16 protein-coding genes are annotated in these 15,178 nt (G+C 74.7%); 9 read left to right on the top strand and 7 right to left on the bottom strand.

All coding sequences use genetic code 11. The features are described from left to right. Positions 1 to 4: 4 nt before the first annotated feature. The 3 genes from ACGFZK_RS04230 to ACGFZK_RS04220 are packed head-to-tail and all read left to right on the top strand — an operon-like array spanning position 5 to position 3,017. Entirely contained in the window at positions 5 to 664 is a 660-nt protein-coding gene (locus ACGFZK_RS04230) for a tellurium resistance protein (RefSeq protein WP_393847850.1), read from the top strand. Next, positions 661 to 1,689, top strand: a complete 1,029-nt coding sequence (locus ACGFZK_RS04225) for a PP2C family serine/threonine-protein phosphatase (protein WP_393847301.1) — start codon at positions 661 to 663, stop codon at positions 1,687 to 1,689. The genes ACGFZK_RS04230 and ACGFZK_RS04225 overlap by 4 nt, the downstream gene beginning before the upstream one ends. Further along, on the top strand, positions 1,686 to 3,017 hold the full coding sequence (locus tag ACGFZK_RS04220; RefSeq protein ID WP_393847300.1) for a protein kinase: 1,332 nt from the start codon (positions 1,686 to 1,688) through the stop codon (positions 3,015 to 3,017). Before ACGFZK_RS04225 ends, ACGFZK_RS04220 begins: the two co-directional genes overlap by 4 nt. 54 nt (positions 3,018 to 3,071) lie before the next feature. On the opposite strand, the gene ACGFZK_RS04215 is transcribed toward ACGFZK_RS04220, so the two are convergent. Together ACGFZK_RS04215 and ACGFZK_RS04210 are read right to left on the bottom strand one after the other, a co-directional pair. Continuing rightward, the gene (locus ACGFZK_RS04215) at positions 3,072 to 3,398 is read right to left on the bottom strand and encodes a hypothetical protein (protein WP_393847299.1); all 327 of its coding nucleotides are present in this window, start codon (positions 3,396 to 3,398) and stop codon (positions 3,072 to 3,074) included. 19 nt (positions 3,399 to 3,417) lie between these two features. Further along, positions 3,418 to 4,902 carry a hypothetical protein gene (locus ACGFZK_RS04210; protein ID WP_393847298.1) on the bottom strand — a complete coding sequence of 495 codons (1,485 nt, stop codon included), beginning with the start codon at positions 4,900 to 4,902 and terminating at the stop codon, positions 3,418 to 3,420. Positions 4,903 to 5,110: 208 nt separating this feature from the next. Between ACGFZK_RS04210 and ACGFZK_RS04205 the strand changes: the two genes are divergently transcribed. Genes ACGFZK_RS04205 through ACGFZK_RS04185 form a run of 5 tightly spaced genes read left to right on the top strand, consistent with a single transcriptional unit; the run spans position 5,111 to position 10,398 of the window. Further along, positions 5,111 to 6,133: a 3-oxoacyl-ACP synthase III family protein gene (locus ACGFZK_RS04205; protein WP_393847297.1), complete on the top strand. Its 1,023-nt coding sequence runs from the start codon at positions 5,111 to 5,113 to the stop codon at positions 6,131 to 6,133. After that, complete coding sequence (locus ACGFZK_RS04200) at positions 6,130 to 6,882, top strand: glycosyltransferase family A protein (protein WP_393847296.1); 753 nt, start codon at positions 6,130 to 6,132, stop codon at positions 6,880 to 6,882. The genes ACGFZK_RS04205 and ACGFZK_RS04200 overlap by 4 nt, the downstream gene beginning before the upstream one ends. Continuing rightward, the gene (locus ACGFZK_RS04195; protein ID WP_393847295.1) at positions 6,882 to 8,369 is read left to right on the top strand and encodes a class I adenylate-forming enzyme family protein; all 1,488 of its coding nucleotides are present in this window, start codon (positions 6,882 to 6,884) and stop codon (positions 8,367 to 8,369) included. Before ACGFZK_RS04200 ends, ACGFZK_RS04195 begins: the two co-directional genes overlap by 1 nt. Continuing rightward, positions 8,366 to 9,481, top strand: a complete 1,116-nt coding sequence (locus ACGFZK_RS04190; RefSeq protein ID WP_393847294.1) for a cytochrome P450 — start codon at positions 8,366 to 8,368, stop codon at positions 9,479 to 9,481. Before ACGFZK_RS04195 ends, ACGFZK_RS04190 begins: the two co-directional genes overlap by 4 nt. Beyond that, positions 9,478 to 10,398, top strand: a complete 921-nt coding sequence (locus ACGFZK_RS04185; protein ID WP_393847293.1) for an NAD-dependent epimerase/dehydratase family protein — start codon at positions 9,478 to 9,480, stop codon at positions 10,396 to 10,398. The genes ACGFZK_RS04190 and ACGFZK_RS04185 overlap by 4 nt, the downstream gene beginning before the upstream one ends. Here ACGFZK_RS04185 and ACGFZK_RS04180 read toward each other — a convergent pair. From ACGFZK_RS04180 to ACGFZK_RS04165, 4 genes are read right to left on the bottom strand one after another with little or no spacing between them, the layout of a single operon-like run. Then, positions 10,388 to 10,993, bottom strand: a complete 606-nt coding sequence (locus ACGFZK_RS04180) for an ATP/GTP-binding protein (protein WP_393847292.1) — start codon at positions 10,991 to 10,993, stop codon at positions 10,388 to 10,390. The two genes, ACGFZK_RS04185 and ACGFZK_RS04180, sit on opposite strands and share 11 nt — an antisense overlap. Further along, a complete protein-coding gene (locus tag ACGFZK_RS04175; RefSeq protein WP_393847291.1) occupies positions 10,980 to 11,366 on the bottom strand; it encodes a DUF742 domain-containing protein in 387 nt (128 codons plus the stop codon). The genes ACGFZK_RS04180 and ACGFZK_RS04175 overlap by 14 nt, the downstream gene beginning before the upstream one ends. Further along, on the bottom strand, positions 11,366 to 11,782 hold the full coding sequence (locus ACGFZK_RS04170) for a roadblock/LC7 domain-containing protein (RefSeq protein WP_052872024.1): 417 nt from the start codon (positions 11,780 to 11,782) through the stop codon (positions 11,366 to 11,368). Before ACGFZK_RS04170 ends, ACGFZK_RS04175 begins: the two co-directional genes overlap by 1 nt. Further along, positions 11,779 to 14,151: a nitrate- and nitrite sensing domain-containing protein gene (locus tag ACGFZK_RS04165; protein WP_393847290.1), complete on the bottom strand. Its 2,373-nt coding sequence runs from the start codon at positions 14,149 to 14,151 to the stop codon at positions 11,779 to 11,781. Before ACGFZK_RS04165 ends, ACGFZK_RS04170 begins: the two co-directional genes overlap by 4 nt. Positions 14,152 to 14,373: 222 nt before the next feature. On the opposite strand from ACGFZK_RS04165, the gene ACGFZK_RS04160 reads away from it, so the two are divergent. Continuing rightward, positions 14,374 to 14,679, top strand: coding sequence for a hypothetical protein (locus ACGFZK_RS04160; RefSeq protein ID WP_393847289.1), 306 nt, complete (start codon positions 14,374 to 14,376; stop codon positions 14,677 to 14,679). A gap of 90 nt (positions 14,680 to 14,769) precedes the next feature. Here ACGFZK_RS04160 and msrB read toward each other — a convergent pair whose 3' ends face one another. Further along, entirely contained in the window at positions 14,770 to 15,177 is a 408-nt protein-coding gene (gene msrB, locus ACGFZK_RS04155) for a peptide-methionine (R)-S-oxide reductase MsrB (RefSeq protein WP_393847288.1), read from the bottom strand. Position 15,178: the final 1 nt, after the last annotated feature.

Raw genomic sequence — 15,178 nt, 5'->3', positions numbered from 1 at the left:
GCCGATGGCGAACCGGCCCGTCCATTTCATCTGGCTGATCGACTGCTCGTACTCGATGCAGGGCGAGAAGATCGGACAGCTCAACTACGCGATCAGAGAAGCCGTTCCGGAGATGCTCTCCGTCGCGCACGACAACCCGGCGGCCCAGCTGCTGCTGCGCACGCTGACGTTCTCCACGACGGCCCGCTGGCACCACAAGGATCCGGTGCCGGTCGAGCAGTTCACCTGGCAGGACGTGCAGGTGGACGGCATGACCAATCTCGGTGAGGCCCTCCAGCTCGCGGCCCGCGAACTGGACACCCCGCCGATGCCGCAGCGGGCCCTGAAACCGGTGCTGGCCCTGGTCTCCGACGGGGTGCCGACGGACGACTGGAAGGCGGGGCTGCGGGCGGTGGACGCGACCCCGTGGGGCCGCAAGGCGGTCCGGGTGGCCATCGCGATCGGCGCGGACGCCGACCGCACCGTGCTCCAGGAGTTCCTGGGCAATCCCGAGCTCCAGCCGCTGGACGCGAACAGCCCCAAGCAGCTGGCGGCGGCGATCCGCTGGGCCTCCACGGCGGCGGTGAAGGCGGCCTCCCAGCCGGTGGCGGGCTTCGCGGACGCGACCGTGAAGCAGCCGCCGTACGCCCCGCCGGCGCTCGACGACGATGACGACGTGTGGTGAGCGGGCTCGTGCGGACCCACGGACCGCTGCCGCTCTGGGACACCCTCCAGGGCAGCGTCCAGGGCGTGAACAAGACGCGCAACCAGGACCACTACGACGCGGAGGGGCTCGGCACCGCCGGACAGCCGCTGATCATGGCGGTGGCCGACGGCCACGGATCGGCGGCGCACGCGCGCAGCCATCTGGGGTCCCGGTTCGCCGTGGACCTGTTCGTCCAGCAGGCCCGGCTGTTCGCCGCGCTCGCCGAGCCCCGGGGCGAGGCACGGGCGCCGAGCCTGGCCTGGCTGATGAACTACGCCCAGTACACGCTGCCGCGCCAACTGGTCAGCGCCTGGCAGGAGAAGGCGCTCGGACACTGGGAGCGGACCCGTGCGCACGGGGAGCCCGGGCTGGCGCCGGTGGACAAGCTGGTGCTGTACGGGAGCACGCTCGTCGGCGCCGTGCTGACCCCCCGGGTCTTCGCGGCCTGGCAGCTCGGCGACGGCGAGCTGACGGTGGTGACCGACGACGGGCAGGTGACCGTACCGCTCGCGCCGGACGAGGCCGATCTGGGCGACGAGACGGAGTCCCTGTGCTCCCCGCAGGCCTGGCTGCGGGTGCGCACGCACTGGGCTCCGGTGACGGCTCCCGCGCGGGCGCCCCGGCTGGTCTCGGTCTCCACCGACGGGCTGTCCAAGAGCTTCGCCTCGGACACGGGCTTCCGGCAGTTCATGGCCGGACTGGACGACCGGCTGTCGGCGGAGGGCGCGGAGTGCGTCCGGGCGGTCCTGCCGGAGTGGCTGGCCAAGGCCTCGCAGCACTCGGGGGACGACACCACCCTGGTGGCGGCCTGGCACACCGCGACGGCTCTGTCCGAACCGGCTCCGGCCCCGGCCGCCGACCCGCCGGACCCGCCGGCTCCGGGTCACCCGGCGGAGCCGGCCGGGATGCCGGAACCGGCCGCCGCCGACCCGGCCACTCCCACCGACCCGCCCCACGCCGCCGACCCGGCCGATATGACAGACCCGTACAGGAGCGACGAATGAGCGGCATGCTCGACAGCGGTACCCGGCTGACGGCCGACAGCGGCCTGGGCGTGGAGGTCTTCGACCTGCTCGGCGCCGGCGGCCAGGGGGAGGTCTACCGGGTGCGCACCCCGGCCGGTGACCAGGCCCTCAAGTGGTACTACCCGGCGTGCGCGACGCGGGAGCAGGAGGACATCGTCCGACAGCTGGTGGACCGTGGCTTCGACGACGACCGCTTCCTGTGGCCGCGGGACTTCGTGGCCGACGGGCGCGGCGGCTTCGGCTACCTGATGGACATCCGCCCGGACCGGTTCAAGGGCCTGCCGCTGCTGTTCCGCCGCAAGCTGCGGACCACGATCCGCGCACTGCTCACCGCCTGCCTCTACACGGTCGAGGCGTACCAGGCGCTCCACTCGCGCGGGATCGCGTACCGGGACATCTCCTGGGGCAACCTGCTCTTCGACCCGGCCACCGGCGAGGTGCTGGTCTGCGACAACGACAACGCGGTGGTCGAGGGAGACAGCACGGGCATCTCCGGGACCATGGCGTTCATGGCGCCCGAGCTGGTGCGCGGCGAGCCCGGGGTCTCCCCCGGCACCCAGAGCGACCTGCACTCCCTGTCCGTGCTGCTGTTCATGCTGCTGATGAACCACCACCCGCTCATGGGCAAGCGGGAGCTGGACATCCACTGCTTCGACGAGGCCGCCGAGCGCCGGCTGTACGGGAAGGACCCGCTCTTCCTCTTCGACCCGCAGGACCGGTCCAACGCCCCCGACCCGGTCGAGCACGCGACGGTGCTGGCCACCTGGGACGTGGCACCCGCCTCCCTGCGCGACCTGTTCACCCGGAACTTCACGCGGGGCCTGCACGACCCCACCGCCCGGGTGCGGGAGTCGCAGTGGCGGGACGCCCTGCGGGCGGTCCTCGACGCGGTGGTGGACTGCGCCCACTGCGGGAAGCAGAACATGACCCAGCCGCGGGCGACGACTGCGGGCACCTGCTGGAGCTGCGGGAACACACTGGTGCTGCCGCCCCGGCTGGTGCTGACCACGCCCCCGCCGCGCACCGAGCACCACATCCTGCTGCACCGGTCCTCGCGGGTGCAGGCGCACCACCTGGCGCCGGAGCCGGCCCGGCACGACTACGGCGACGGCACACTGGTGGCACAGCTCACCGAACATCCGCAGCGGCCGGGGAAGTTCGGGCTGGCCAACCGCTCCGGGTCCGCATGGACGGGCACCCGGGCGGACGGCAGTACGCAGGAGATCGCCCCGGGGCAGACCGTGCCGCTGCGTTCGGGGCTGGAGCTGGACTTCGGCGGCGCGCGGGCCGTCGTACGGGCGGGATGAGACGGCCCCGGCCCGGCGCGCGCGAGGCCGGCCGGGCCGGCAGGGCTAGCCGGGTCAGCCCAGGAGCCGGCTGATCTCCTGGGCGAGGGCGAGGCCGGTGCTGCCCGCGCCCAGACCGAGGGTGATGGTCTCCAGCGACCGCCGGATCAGACCCGGTTCGGCGGCCCTCCCCTCCTGTCCGGCCCGGTCCAGCTCCCCCCGCAGGGTCTGCGCCGCGTCGAGCCGCTCCTGCCCGGCGCCCTCCGCCCGGAGCCACTGGGCGAGTTCGGCGGCGAGACGCAGGACCTGCGCGGCGGTGTCCTGCTGCCCGATGTTGATGGTGCCGTGGTCCCCGATGTTGTTGGGGCCCAAGACGTTCCCGTGGAAGTTGTACGTGCTCACGCGGACTCCTCGTCCTCGCTCAGGGCTGCCCGACGGGCTTCCCCGACGCCTGTGCCTGACCGGCCTGGTTGACGGTGCCGTGGGCGCCGATGTTGCTGGAGTGGATGTCGCCCTGGAAGGTGTAGGTGTGGGTGTTGATGACCTGCTGCGCCTGGTCGTAGGAGCTGGTGTCGACGTTGTGGTCCTTCAGGAACCGCTCGGTCGCGATCAGCACGCCCTGCTGGAGCCGCTGGAGGAAGTCCTGGGAGTCCGTCCGCTCGGAGAAGCCCAGCTGATCCCAGTCGGCGACCCGCTCGCGCAGGCTGTCGACGGCTCCGTAGTCGAACCGCAGGTGCCGCCGGTCGATCTCGCGGCGCCACTTCTCCAGCCCGCGGACCCGCGCGCGCCGGTCCGCGGCCCGCCGGGAGAGCCGCCCGGGGGCGCCGAGCAGCGCCGGCCCCGTGGTGGCGGTGGCGAAGCGGAAGAGGCTCCACCACCGTTCCCAGCCGTCCAGCGGGAGCTGGTGCACCCGGTAGAAGCGCGACTGGAGGGGCGGGATCCCGTACGCCGCCACCTCCCAGGTGAGGCTGGGGTGCTGGAGCCTGGCCCGCAGGTGCATGGAGACGATGACCCGGCCGCCCTCGCCCGCCCGCTCCAGGCTGAGGTAGGTGCGCATACCGGCGCCGGACTGCACCACCCCGGCCTGCACCAGCTGCTTGGGGATCTGGGCGCGCGGGCGGCGCAGCGGGTCGGGGAGCAGGTCGGACCCGACGTAGGAGACGTGATCGCCTATCACGTAGAGCCGGTTGCGGGCCCGCAGGCCCTTCAGCCCGGCGATGTGCTCCATCTCGCGGGCGATGAAGCTGTGCAGGTCGACGGCGTCGAAGGGCTTGATGGTCAGTTTCTTGCCGCCGCCCGCCGGATCGTCGGCGGGCCGGCTGACGTCGATGGGCTGCCAGACCATTTCCTTGATCTTCGAGCCGCTGCCGACGAAGGGGTTGGTGCGCTCGGCGCTCGCCGTGTACGGAACCACGTTGGCCCGCCTCTGCTCCAGCAGCCGGTCCTCCACGTCCGCCCCGACCGCCGGGGCGAGGTCCCTCGGCCGCCCGGCGCCCTGCTCGACGCCGAGCGCCGCCGCGCGGGCCGCGTCCTCGGCCCGGCGGACCAGCTCCCAGGCGGTCGCGTACGCGAGGACGAGGGCGGCGGCGGCTCCGAGGGCGAGCCAGGACAGGCCCGCCACCAGCCCGTACAGCGCGACCGGTACCGCCGCCCACACGCCGGCCGCGCAGAGCCCGGCGAGGCGCCGGTCCCGCAGGTCGATCCGCCGGACGGAGGCCCGCGCGTGCCGGGCCAGGGCCACCAGGTCGATGCCGAGCGAGAGGCCGGCGGCGCGCAGCCGGTCCTCGGTGAGCTCCACGTCCACCTCGCGGGCGAAGCCCTCCTGCAGGTGCGCCCCCGCGCACAGCAGACGGGTCACCGCGTCGTCCCGGTACTGCGCCAGTACCGGTAATCGGCGTGCTGCCATCTCTCGTCCTCCCCCGTGGCCCCGAGGGCCCGTCGCCTCAGCCTATGTAAACGCGCCCTGCCTGTCCCGGCGTTGGGTGGTACGGGTTGCGCCGACCGTGCCTCCGGCCGCGCCCGGGCCGTGTACTCAGGGCGCCTGTGCGGCGGGCCGCGCCGAACTGAGCATCCGTACTCAGGCTCCGGAGCACCCGGCTTGTCATCGTGTGGACATGTTCATTCAGCCGTGTGATCCGTTGCCGCGCGCCGGGATAACCGCCGTCGGCAGCCTGTTGCCCGAGGAGGCGCTGTCCTCGGACGCCCTTCAGCGGGAGGTGGCGCGCCGCAGTGGCCTGACGCTGCCGCCGAGGCTGCTGACACAGGCCACCGGGATCGTCTCCCGCCGGGTCGCGGGCGAGGGCGTGTACGCCTCCACCCTCGCGGTGGGCGCCGCCCGCCGGGCCCTGGCGGCCGCCGGACTCGGCCCGCTCGACGTGGACCTGCTGCTGTTCGCGTCCGCCTCCCGCGACCTGGTCGAGCCGGCCACCGCGCACATCGTGCAGGCGGAGCTTGGCTCGCGGGCCCACGCCCTGGACGTCACCAACGCCTGCAACAGCTTCGTCAACGGGATCGACCTCGCCCGCTCCATGATCCTCGCCGGGCGGGCGCGGCGGGCCCTGGTGGTCACCGGTGAGACACCGAGCCGGGCGGTGCGCCGGGACCCGGCCGACCTCGCGGAGCTCCGCGACGGCTTCGCCGGCTACACCTTCGGTGACGCGGGGGCGGCCGTCGTCGTGGAGGCCGTCGAGCGCGGCGGGATCATCGACGTGGACACCGAGACCCACTCGGAGCACTGGGAGGTCGGAGGCATCCCGGGCGGCGGGTCACGGCACCCGCGCGGGGACGCGTACACGTACTTCCGCGGCGACGGGCACGAACTGCGGGGCGTCTTCGAGAAGGTGGGCACCGCCGTCATCGACCGGACGCTGCACCGCACGGGGATGGACTGGGACGGTTTCGCCAAGGTGCTGGTGCACCAGGTGACGGTGCCGTACCTGGAGCGGTTCGCGGAACTGACCGGGGTGCCCGCCGGGAAGCTGGTGGTGACGGTGCCCGAGCTCGGCAATGTGGCGAGCGCGAGCATCGGGATCCAGCTGGACCGGGTCTTCGGGGACCTGGCTCCGGGGGAAAGGGTGTTGTTCGTGGGTCTCGGCGGGGGCATCAGCATCATGACGATGGTCTGGGAGAAGTCGTGACGGCCGCGGACGCCCCGATGTGGGTGGTCGTGCCCGCGCACGAGGAGGAGGCCCGGCTGGCGGACACCCTGCGGGCGCTCGCCGCGCAGCGGGACCGGGACTTCACCCTGCTGGTCGTCGACAACGCCTCGACCGACGCGACGGGTTCCGTCGCCCGCCGGTTCGCGGCCGGCGCGCCCTTCCTGGTGGAGGTGATCGAGGAGCCGGAGAAGGGGGTCGGCTCCGCAGTGGACACCGGCTTCCGGTACGCGATCGGCCGGGGCGCGGGCCTGCTCGCGCGTACGGACGCCGACTGCCTGCCCCGGCCCGGCTGGACCGGCGCCGCCCGCAGCGCGCTCATCCGCCGTCCCGGGCTGGTGTGCGGGCGGATCGTGGCCCGCCGCGACGAACACGGCCCGCTGGGCCGGGCCGGGTTCGGCGCACTGGTGACCCTGGCCGCGCTGTTCGGCCGGCTGCGGCCCGAGCACCGGCGCAGCGGTTACCGGGCGCCGTACCGCATGCACGCCGGGAACAACATGGCCATCACCGCCGAGCTGTATCTGGCCGTCGGCGGGATGCCCCGGCGCCCCTCGCCGACCGACCGGCTCTTCCTCAACGCGGTACGCCGGCACACCGACCGGATCACGCACTGCCGGGACATGGTCGTGGAGAACTCGACGCGGCGCCTGCGGGCCTACGGGCTCGCCGGCACCGCCCGCTGGTACCTCGACCAGGGCAGCGGCACGCACGGAACGGACGACCCCCGCTGATGCTGGACCGCCTCGACCACGCGCTGCGCAGCCGGCCCGAGCGGCCCGCCGTGCTCACCGCCACCCGTACCGGGGCGCCCCGGGTACGCGCCACCCGCGGCGAACTCGCCGACCTGTCCGACGCGTTCGCCGCGGCCCTGCACGCGCGGGGACTGCGCGCCGGCGACACCGTCGGTGTCGCCGTACGCCCCGGGCCGCGCGCCCTCGCGGTGCTGCTCGCGCTGTGGCGGCTCGGCCTGCGCGGGGCCGTACTGGACCCGGGCGCCGGGCCCGACGTGCTGCGCGCCCGCCTCGCGCTGGCCCGGCCCTCGCTGGTGCTGGCCGACGCGGCCGCGCAGGCGGTGGCGGGCTGGGCCCGGCCGCTGGCCCGCCGGGCCCGGCTCGAGCTGCCGGACCTGGCCGAGCTGGGGCCGGTGGCCACGGTCGGGCGCCGGCTGCCGGGCTGCGCGCCCGCGCTGGACGCGGGAGCTGCGCGCCGTGGGGTGCCCGCGCCCGGCGGGGACCGGGACGGGGACGCCGACGCGGTGATCGTCTTCACCTCCGGGACCACCTCCCGGCCGCGGGCCGTCGTACACACCCGGGCGAGCCTGGCCGCCGGCATGGCCACGGTCTCCACCCTCTTCGACGCGCACGGGGACCGGCCCGTGCTCGGCGGCACCTTCTTCGTCCTCGTGCCCTCGCTGACGCGCGGCGCCCCCGTCGCCCTCCCGGCGGGCAACGCCCGGGTGCTGGCACGGCAGCTGCACCGGCTGCGGCCGCAGGACACCTATCTGACCCCGCCCCGGCTGCGGGACGCGCTGGGCGCGGACGCCCGCTTCCACGGCCGGGTGTGGACGGGCTCGGCCCCGGCCGGCGCCGGGCTGCTGGAGCGGGTCCGCGCGGCGGGCGCGGCCGAGGCCTGGGGCGTGTACGCGCTCACCGAGCTCTTCCCGGCCGCCGCGGTCGAGGCGCGGGAGAAGTCCGCCTTCGACGAGGCCGGGGACCTGGTCGGGGCGCCGCTGCCCGGCGTGGTCGCCGAGCCGGACGAGAACGGGCAGCTGCTGCTGTCCGGCCCCGCGGCCCGCCACCGCTACCTCGGGGAGGAGCCCGATCCATGGGTGCGCACGGGCGACCGGGCGCGGCTGGACGGCAAGGGCCGCATCGTCCTCGAGGGCCGGGGCAAGGACATGGTGCTGCGCCGGGCGGAGAACATCTACCCGGGGCTGTACGAGCCCGCCCTGCACGTGCCGGGGGTGGAGCTGGCCGTGCTCGTCGGGGTTCCGGCGGGCGACGGCGACGAGCGGCTCGTCGCCGTCGTCCAGCCGCAGCGCGGCGCCGACGAGCAGGCCGTGCGCGCCGCCCTGTCGGAGCCGGTCCGGCGGATGGGCACGGCCCGGCCGGACGCGCTGATCCTCGCCCGGATCCCGCTGTCGGGACGCTCACGCAAACCGGACCGGGCGGCGACGGCCGCGCTGGCGGCGCGCCGGCTGGGGGTGTCCGGCCGATGACCACCGTGTCCCACGCCCGGGCCCGTCGCCGGGACCGCCGGGTGTATCTGTACAGCCATCCCCTGCTGTTCGGGCTGCTCGCCGCCACCCGCGGGCGTCCCGTGCGCCGGCTCGGCGGGACCCTGCTGGTGCACGGCGCGCAGGCCTACCGGGAGGCACTGACCCGGCTGCCGCTCGACCGGACGGCGGCGGGGACGACGGGCGCGGCCGCGCGCTCCGCGCTGCGCGAGGGCGGAGGTGTGCTGTTCGACCAGGAGGGCGGCGGGCACCGGGCCGACCGGCGGAGCCTGGCGGGCGCGCTGGGCACGGCCGGGGTCGAGGAACTCCGCGCGGGCTGGCAGCCCTTGCTCGTACGCCGTCTCGCGCCGCTGGAGCGGGGCGGGGAGGTGGACCTGGTCGACCTCGCGCGGGAGCCCTCCGGGTCGGTGGTGTGCGCCCTGCTGGGCTCCGGCGCCGATCCGCGGGAGGTGGCGGAGGCCGCCGGCGAGGCCGCGGCCGCCTCCGTACGGAGCCACCTGCCGGGGCCGCGCCGCCCGCGCGCCGAGGCCACCGCGGCCCGCGCCACCGACCGGCTCCGGCTGCTCCTGGGCCCCGCCGGCGGGGCCCGGGCGGCGATGGTGGCGGTGGCCGCCGTCAACACCACCGTCGCCGCGCTGCCCCGGGCGGTGGCCTGGTGCGCCGACGCGCGGCTGTGGGAGCACGCCGCGGACGGGGCCCTGCGGCCCGCGCTGGCCGACGAACTGCTGCGGGTCACCGCGGCCTCGCCGCTGCTGCCCCGGGCGGCCGCGGCGGACGGGACCGTCGGCGGCTGCCCGGTGCGGGGCGGTGACCGGCTGCTGCTGGTCGCCCGGCACGCGGCCGCGGCGCACCGGCGCGACCCGGACGCCGTGCGGCCCGCCGACCCGGCGGTGGCCCGGCTGGTGTTCGGCGCCGGACCGCACTCGTGTCCTGGGGCCCGGCTGGCCCGGGTCCAGCTGGCCGATGTCCTGGGCGCGCTGGCCCCGTACCGGCCGGTGGTGACGCGGGCCCGGGTGGACCGGGGGGCGGCGCTGCCCGGCTGGCGCGCGCTGACCGTACGGGCGCGGCACGGGCACGCCGGGGCCGGATCGTGATCGCGGTCACGGGTGCCGGCGGCTTCTGCGGCGGGCACGTCGCACGCGCCGCCGCTGCGGCCGGGGCCGAGGTGGTGTGCCTGGGCCGCAGGCCCGGCCCGGTGGGCACGCACCGCTTCTGGGAGGCCACCGGGGAACCGCCCGACCTGGCGGGCGTGGACCTGGTGGTGCACTGCGCGGCGGCGGTCGGCGATCCGGCCCCCGGCTCGCGGGCCGCGGCGCTGATGCGCGCGGTCAACGTGGACGGCACGGAGCGGCTGCTCCGGGCGGCGGCCGGGCGGCCCGTGGTGTGGGTGAGCAGCGCCAGCGTCTACGACCCGAGGCAGGGCCGCGGCCTGGTCGGCGAGGAGCACCCGCGCGCCGGGCAGTTGAACGCCTACGGGCGGACGAAGGCGGAGGGCGAGGCCCTCGCGCTGGCCGCCGGGGCGGTGGTGCTGCGTCCGCGGGCCGTCTACGGGCCGGGCGACACCACGCTGCTGCCCCGGCTGCTCTCCCGGGTCCGGGCGGGCACCCTGCTGCTGCCCGGCCCGGACGTACGGCTCAGCCTCACGGCGGTGGAGAACCTGGCACGGGCCTGCCTGGCGGCGCCGGCCTGGACGCCGGGCGCGTACAACATCGCCGACGCGCAGCCGTACGGCCGCGACGCGGCGGTCCGGGCGGTCCTGCGCGCCCACGGCGTCCGGGCCCGGATCCGGCACCTCCCGCTTCCGGTGGCCGCTGCGGCGGCCCGGATCTCGGAGGCCGTGGCGGCGGTCGGCGCCGCCGAGCCGGCCCTCAGCCGTTACGCGGTGGACCAGCTGGCGCACCCGGTGGTCCTGGACCTCACCCGGGCCCGGGCCCAGGGCTGGACCCCGCACCGGAACCTGGCGGACCACCTGGACTCGGTGGCCGCGGCCCGGCCGGGTGTCAGCCGCTGACGGTCACCGGGGCCTGCGCCCTGGCGATGAGCAGGTCGAGCAGCGAGAGCAGGGACGCGCGGACGTCCGTACGGGAGCGCGCGTCGAGCATGAGGACGGGCGTGTTCGGGTCGCGCAGGTGCAGCGCCGCCCCGATCTCCTCGGCGGTGTAGGGCTGTTCGCCGTGGAAGCAGTTGGCGCCGACGACGAAGGGCAGTCCGCGGCTCTCGAAGAAGTCCACGGCCGGGAAGCTGCGGTCCAGGCGCCGGGTGTCGACCAGCACGATCGCGCCGAGCGCCCCGTTCAGCAGGTCGTCCCACATGAACCAGAAGCGTTCCTGGCCGGGGGTGCCGAACAGGTAGAGGACGACTCCGGCGTCGGTGAGGGTGATCCGGCCGAAGTCCATCGCCACGGTGGTGACCGCCTTGGACTCGATGCCGTCGAGGTCGTCGATGCCGACGCCGGCGGCCGTCAGCCGTTCCTCGGTGCGCAGCGGCTCGATCTCGGAGATCGTCTCCACCAGGGTGGTCTTCCCGACCCCGAACCCACCGGCGACGAGGATCTTGACCGGGGCCGTTTCCTGTTCCTGCGGGGCGGTCGTGTCATATCCGGGCAAGGCTGTCCCTGATTCTCTGGAGCAGGTGGACGTCGGTGGTCTCGGCGGCCGCCAGGGGCGGCCGGTGGTGGATCAGCCCGCGGTCGGCGAGTTCGCCGAGGAGCAGCGTCATCGGGGTGAGGCGGATGTGCATCCGCGCCGCTATCTCGGCGACCGCCCGGCCGCCCGGCGGCGCGCACATGGCGAGGATCTCCTGCCACTCGGTGGGCAGGCTGCCGTCCGCGTCGGCGCCGGCCGCCGCCGTGATGGTGGTGTCCATGGTGAGGACGGTGTGGGGAGCGGCTGTACGGCCATCGGTCAGGGCGTACAGCCGCGTCCGGCGGCGGCCTGCGGGCTGGGGCTGGGGCGGTGGCTGTGGCTCGTCCTGCGGCATTACGCGGACGGCTGGCCGCGTTCGGGCGTGCCCAGCCACTCGCCGAGCGCCTGGGCGGTCCGGACGGCCTCGCCGCCCAGCTCGCCGAGCCGCGCCTTGCGGGAGGTCACCACGATGAGCGTGCTGCCCTCGCCGCATCCGACGATGCACAGGTACCGGTCGTCCATCTCGACCAGCTGGCGGATGACGCGACCGCCGTCGACGTCCCGGGATATCGCCTTCATCGTGGACGCGATGCCGGAGGCCGCGGCCGCCATGCGCTCGGCCTGGGGCTCGTCCAGCAGGTAGGCGCTGAGTTTGATGCCGTCGTTGGACAGGAGCACGGCTCCCTGGATGCCGGCGATCCTGCTCAGGTTGTTGTCGAGGACGCTGTAGATCGCGTCGTTGGCTGCCGCAGTGTTCGGTGAGGTGGTCATGGCTGATCCCGTCGGAGCTCTTCTTCCACTGTCTGGGTCCCCTGTTCGTAGTCCGCCCAGGCATCGGCCACCTCTTCGGGTGTCGCGGTGTCGGGCCGGACGGCTGTTTCCGGCGCGCGGGGCTCGCGCAGCTGTTCGGCGATGTGGGTCTGCGGGACGCGCTCCGGGAGGGCGGGGCGGCCCGCACGTGCGGGTAGGGGTACGAGTGCGGGCGGGGCCGCGGGTACGGGCGCGAGGGCGAGTGCCTTCGTACGGCGGCTCGGCAGCCCGGCGCTCGTGCGGACGACGACCGGCTCGGGGGCGGGCTGGGGTACGGGCTCGGGCTCGCGTGCCTCGGGCGGGCCCGTCACGGGGGCGGCCGGGGCCGGGAGCAGCTCCGGGGCCGGGGTCGGGGCCCGCAACGCGCGCTCGGGCTCGGGCTCGGCGGTGCGCGGGGCCTGGGGGTCGGTCGCCACCAGCAGCTGCTCGGGCAGGATCACCACGGCCGAGGTGCCTCCGTAGACCGAGCGGCGCAGGGTGACCGTCGCCCGGAGCTGGTCGGCGAGGTGCCCGACCACGAAGAGGCCGAGCCGGTGGGCGTTCTGCGCCAGGACGGAGTACGGCGGGGCCTCGTGCAGGCGCCCGTTCATCTCCTCGTAGCGCTCCGGGCTGACCCGCGGCCCGCGGTCCTCGATCTCCACCGACAGCCCGTCCGCCACCAGTTCGGCGCGGATGACCACCTTCGACCGCGGCGGGGAGAACCGGGTGGCGTTGTCGAGGAGCTCGGCGAGCAGGTGGCTGATCTGGCTGATCGCGCTCGGTTCCACGCTGGTCTCGTCCAGGGACTGCCGCTCGATGCGCCGGAAGTCCTCGACCTCCGCGGCCGCTTCGCGCAGCAGGTCGGCGACCCGCATGGGCTCGGTGTGCGGGTCGGGGACCTCGCCGCCCGCCAGGATGAGCAGGTTCTCGATCTGCCGGCGCATGCCGACCGTCAGCTGGTCGGCCCGCATCAGCTCGGCGAGCAGCGCCTCGTCGTGGCCGAAGGTGTCCTGGAGGTCCTCGGTGAGGCTCAGCTGGCGGCTGACCAGGTTTCCGGTCCGCGAGGCGATGCCCGAGGCGAACAGACCGAATCCGTGGCGCTCGGCAGCGAGCCGGCGGTGTCCGTCGACGGACACGGCGACGGCCCGGGCGAAGGCGTCGCTGACGAGGCCGACCTCGTCCCGGTCCCCGCTCACGGCCGGCAGGGTTCCGGGGTCCACGGACTGTCCGCGCTGGAGGCGGGCGACGACGTCGGGGAGGGTCTTGTCGGCCACGGTCACCGTGCGCTCGTGCAGGTCGCGCAGACGGCGCAGCACCGATCGGGTGGTGAACACGACCACGATCACCACGGCCAGCAGTCCTGCGCCGCTGCCCCCGATGAGCCAGGCCACCTCGGTCTGCAGTTCCGCGGCCTTGGCCTCGCCGCGGGTGAGCACCGAGCGCGCCAGGTCGATGTTGAGCGTGGTCATCTGCACCGAGAAGTGGGCGTGCGCCGACTGCCAGCCGCCGACCTCGGCGGGGAGCCTGATGCCCGAGACGATGTCCTTGTGGCCGGAGAGGACCGCGCTCTCGATGCGCGTCTTCGACTGCCAGTCCGCGGAGGCGACGACCCGCTCGTAGAACCGCTGGTCCCCCGCCGCCAGGTGCGGCACGATGAGCGCCTCGTGCAGGTACCGCTGGGCGCCCAGGGCGCTGACGAACTGGTCGTAGCCGGCGAAGGTCAGGTCCCCGGAGGGCCCGGCCAGGGCCAGGACGGTGTCCTCGCGCGCCACCATCTCGGTGGCCTGGAGCATCGCCACCACGGGCCGGCTCGCCTGGGCGAGCTCGGCGTCCTCCGCGTGGCTGAACTCCTGCTGGTAGACCTGGATGACCTTGCCGATCACCCCGGAGTAGTAGGCCAGCGTGCTGTCGGCGGTGCCGCTGCGGGCGTCCGCCCGCCGGCGGTACTCGGCCAGACTGTCGAGCGGCCGGGTCACTTCCCCGAAGGACCGCGAGGGATCGTCCGCCAGCCGGCGGAACTCGGCCGCGGCCAGGTCCGTGGCCTCCCGCCGGGCGCGCAGTTCGCCGTCGGCCCCGCCGGTGCCCGCCCACTGGGCGGCGGTCGCCGTCCGCTCGGCCTGCATGTCGACCATGAGCGTGTAGAGCGGGGCGCCGATCTGCTCGGCGGCCGCCACGTCGGCTCGCAGCTGCTCCGACTGGGCCAGCAACCGCTGTGCGGTCAAGGTCACTTGGGTGCCCATCGCGACGGTGGGGACCACCGCCAGCCAGATGAGCAGGGTGCGCAGGCGCACGGTACGCCGCCGACGGGTCGTCGACTGCCGTCGTATGCCTTCGGGTTCTATGGGAGACATCGGTCCTCGCGAGCGGGGGACGGCGGGAGGGTGCCGATCATAACCAGACATGGCGCAGAATCGGATAGGTGTCTTCAGTGTCCGAAGCGTGCTAGTTGCCGCGAATCATCGCAGGCCAGAGATCGGATCGGAATCGAACTGCGATGTACTCGACACCATGGCCGCCCCGTTGGGATCCGGCCGCCGGACATCCGGCGGAGGTCACGGGTCCCCGATGGCAGGGTGAGCCGCACGCCGTCGCACCATGCCGACCGGCTGGTACGCGAGTTGCACGCCTCGCCGGGACCCCGCAGGCGCCCCGGGGACACTGCCCGGCTGAACCGGACCGAGTGCGCCGAGGCCGGCATCGGCGAGCTGTCCGAGCGTCAGTACCACAGGCGCTTCCGGCTCCTGCGGCGGATGGAGGCCGACGCGGCCTCCTGGCACCGCAGGCCGGAGCTGGTGCAGGGCGTGGCCGTCGCCGACCCGCTGATGGCGAGCGCGCTGCGGTCGGGGGGGTTCCGGGCCGCGACAAGCCGGCGGGCCTGAGGCGTGCCCGGAGAAACCACAGGACGGCCGCTACCCGGTTCGGTAGCAGCCGTCCTGTCGTACGTGCCCGGGCTCCGCGGCCTCGCGCCGTCAGCCCTCCGCCGGGGTCAGGCGCAGGGAGATGCTGTTGATGCAGTAGCGCTGGTCCGTCGGCGTCGGGTAGCCCTCGCCCTCGAAGACGTGGCCCAGGTGGGAGCCGCACTTCGCGCAGCGGACCTCCGTACGGACCATGCCGTGCGTGGTGTCCGCGATCAGCTCGACCGCGTCGGTGTCCTTCGGGTCGAAGAAGGACGGCCAGCCGCAGTGCGACTCGAACTTCTCCGACGAGCGGAACAGCTCGGACCCGCAGCCGCGGCAGGAGTAGACGCCCTCCGTCTTGGTGTCCGTGTACTCACCGCGGAAGGCCGGCTCGGTGCCCGCCAGGCGCAGGACCTGGTACTCGGACGGGGTCAGCTCCGCCTGCCACTGCTCGTCCGTCTTCTCGACCTCGTACGACATG

Origin of the sequence: Streptomyces sp. NPDC048257 (genome assembly GCF_043201855.1) — a bacterium.
In the GTDB taxonomy this organism is placed as follows: Bacteria; Actinomycetota; Actinomycetes; order Streptomycetales; family Streptomycetaceae; genus Streptomyces.
Note: the sequence above shows the minus strand (reverse complement) of the source record. Positions and strands in the feature narration are given on the sequence as shown.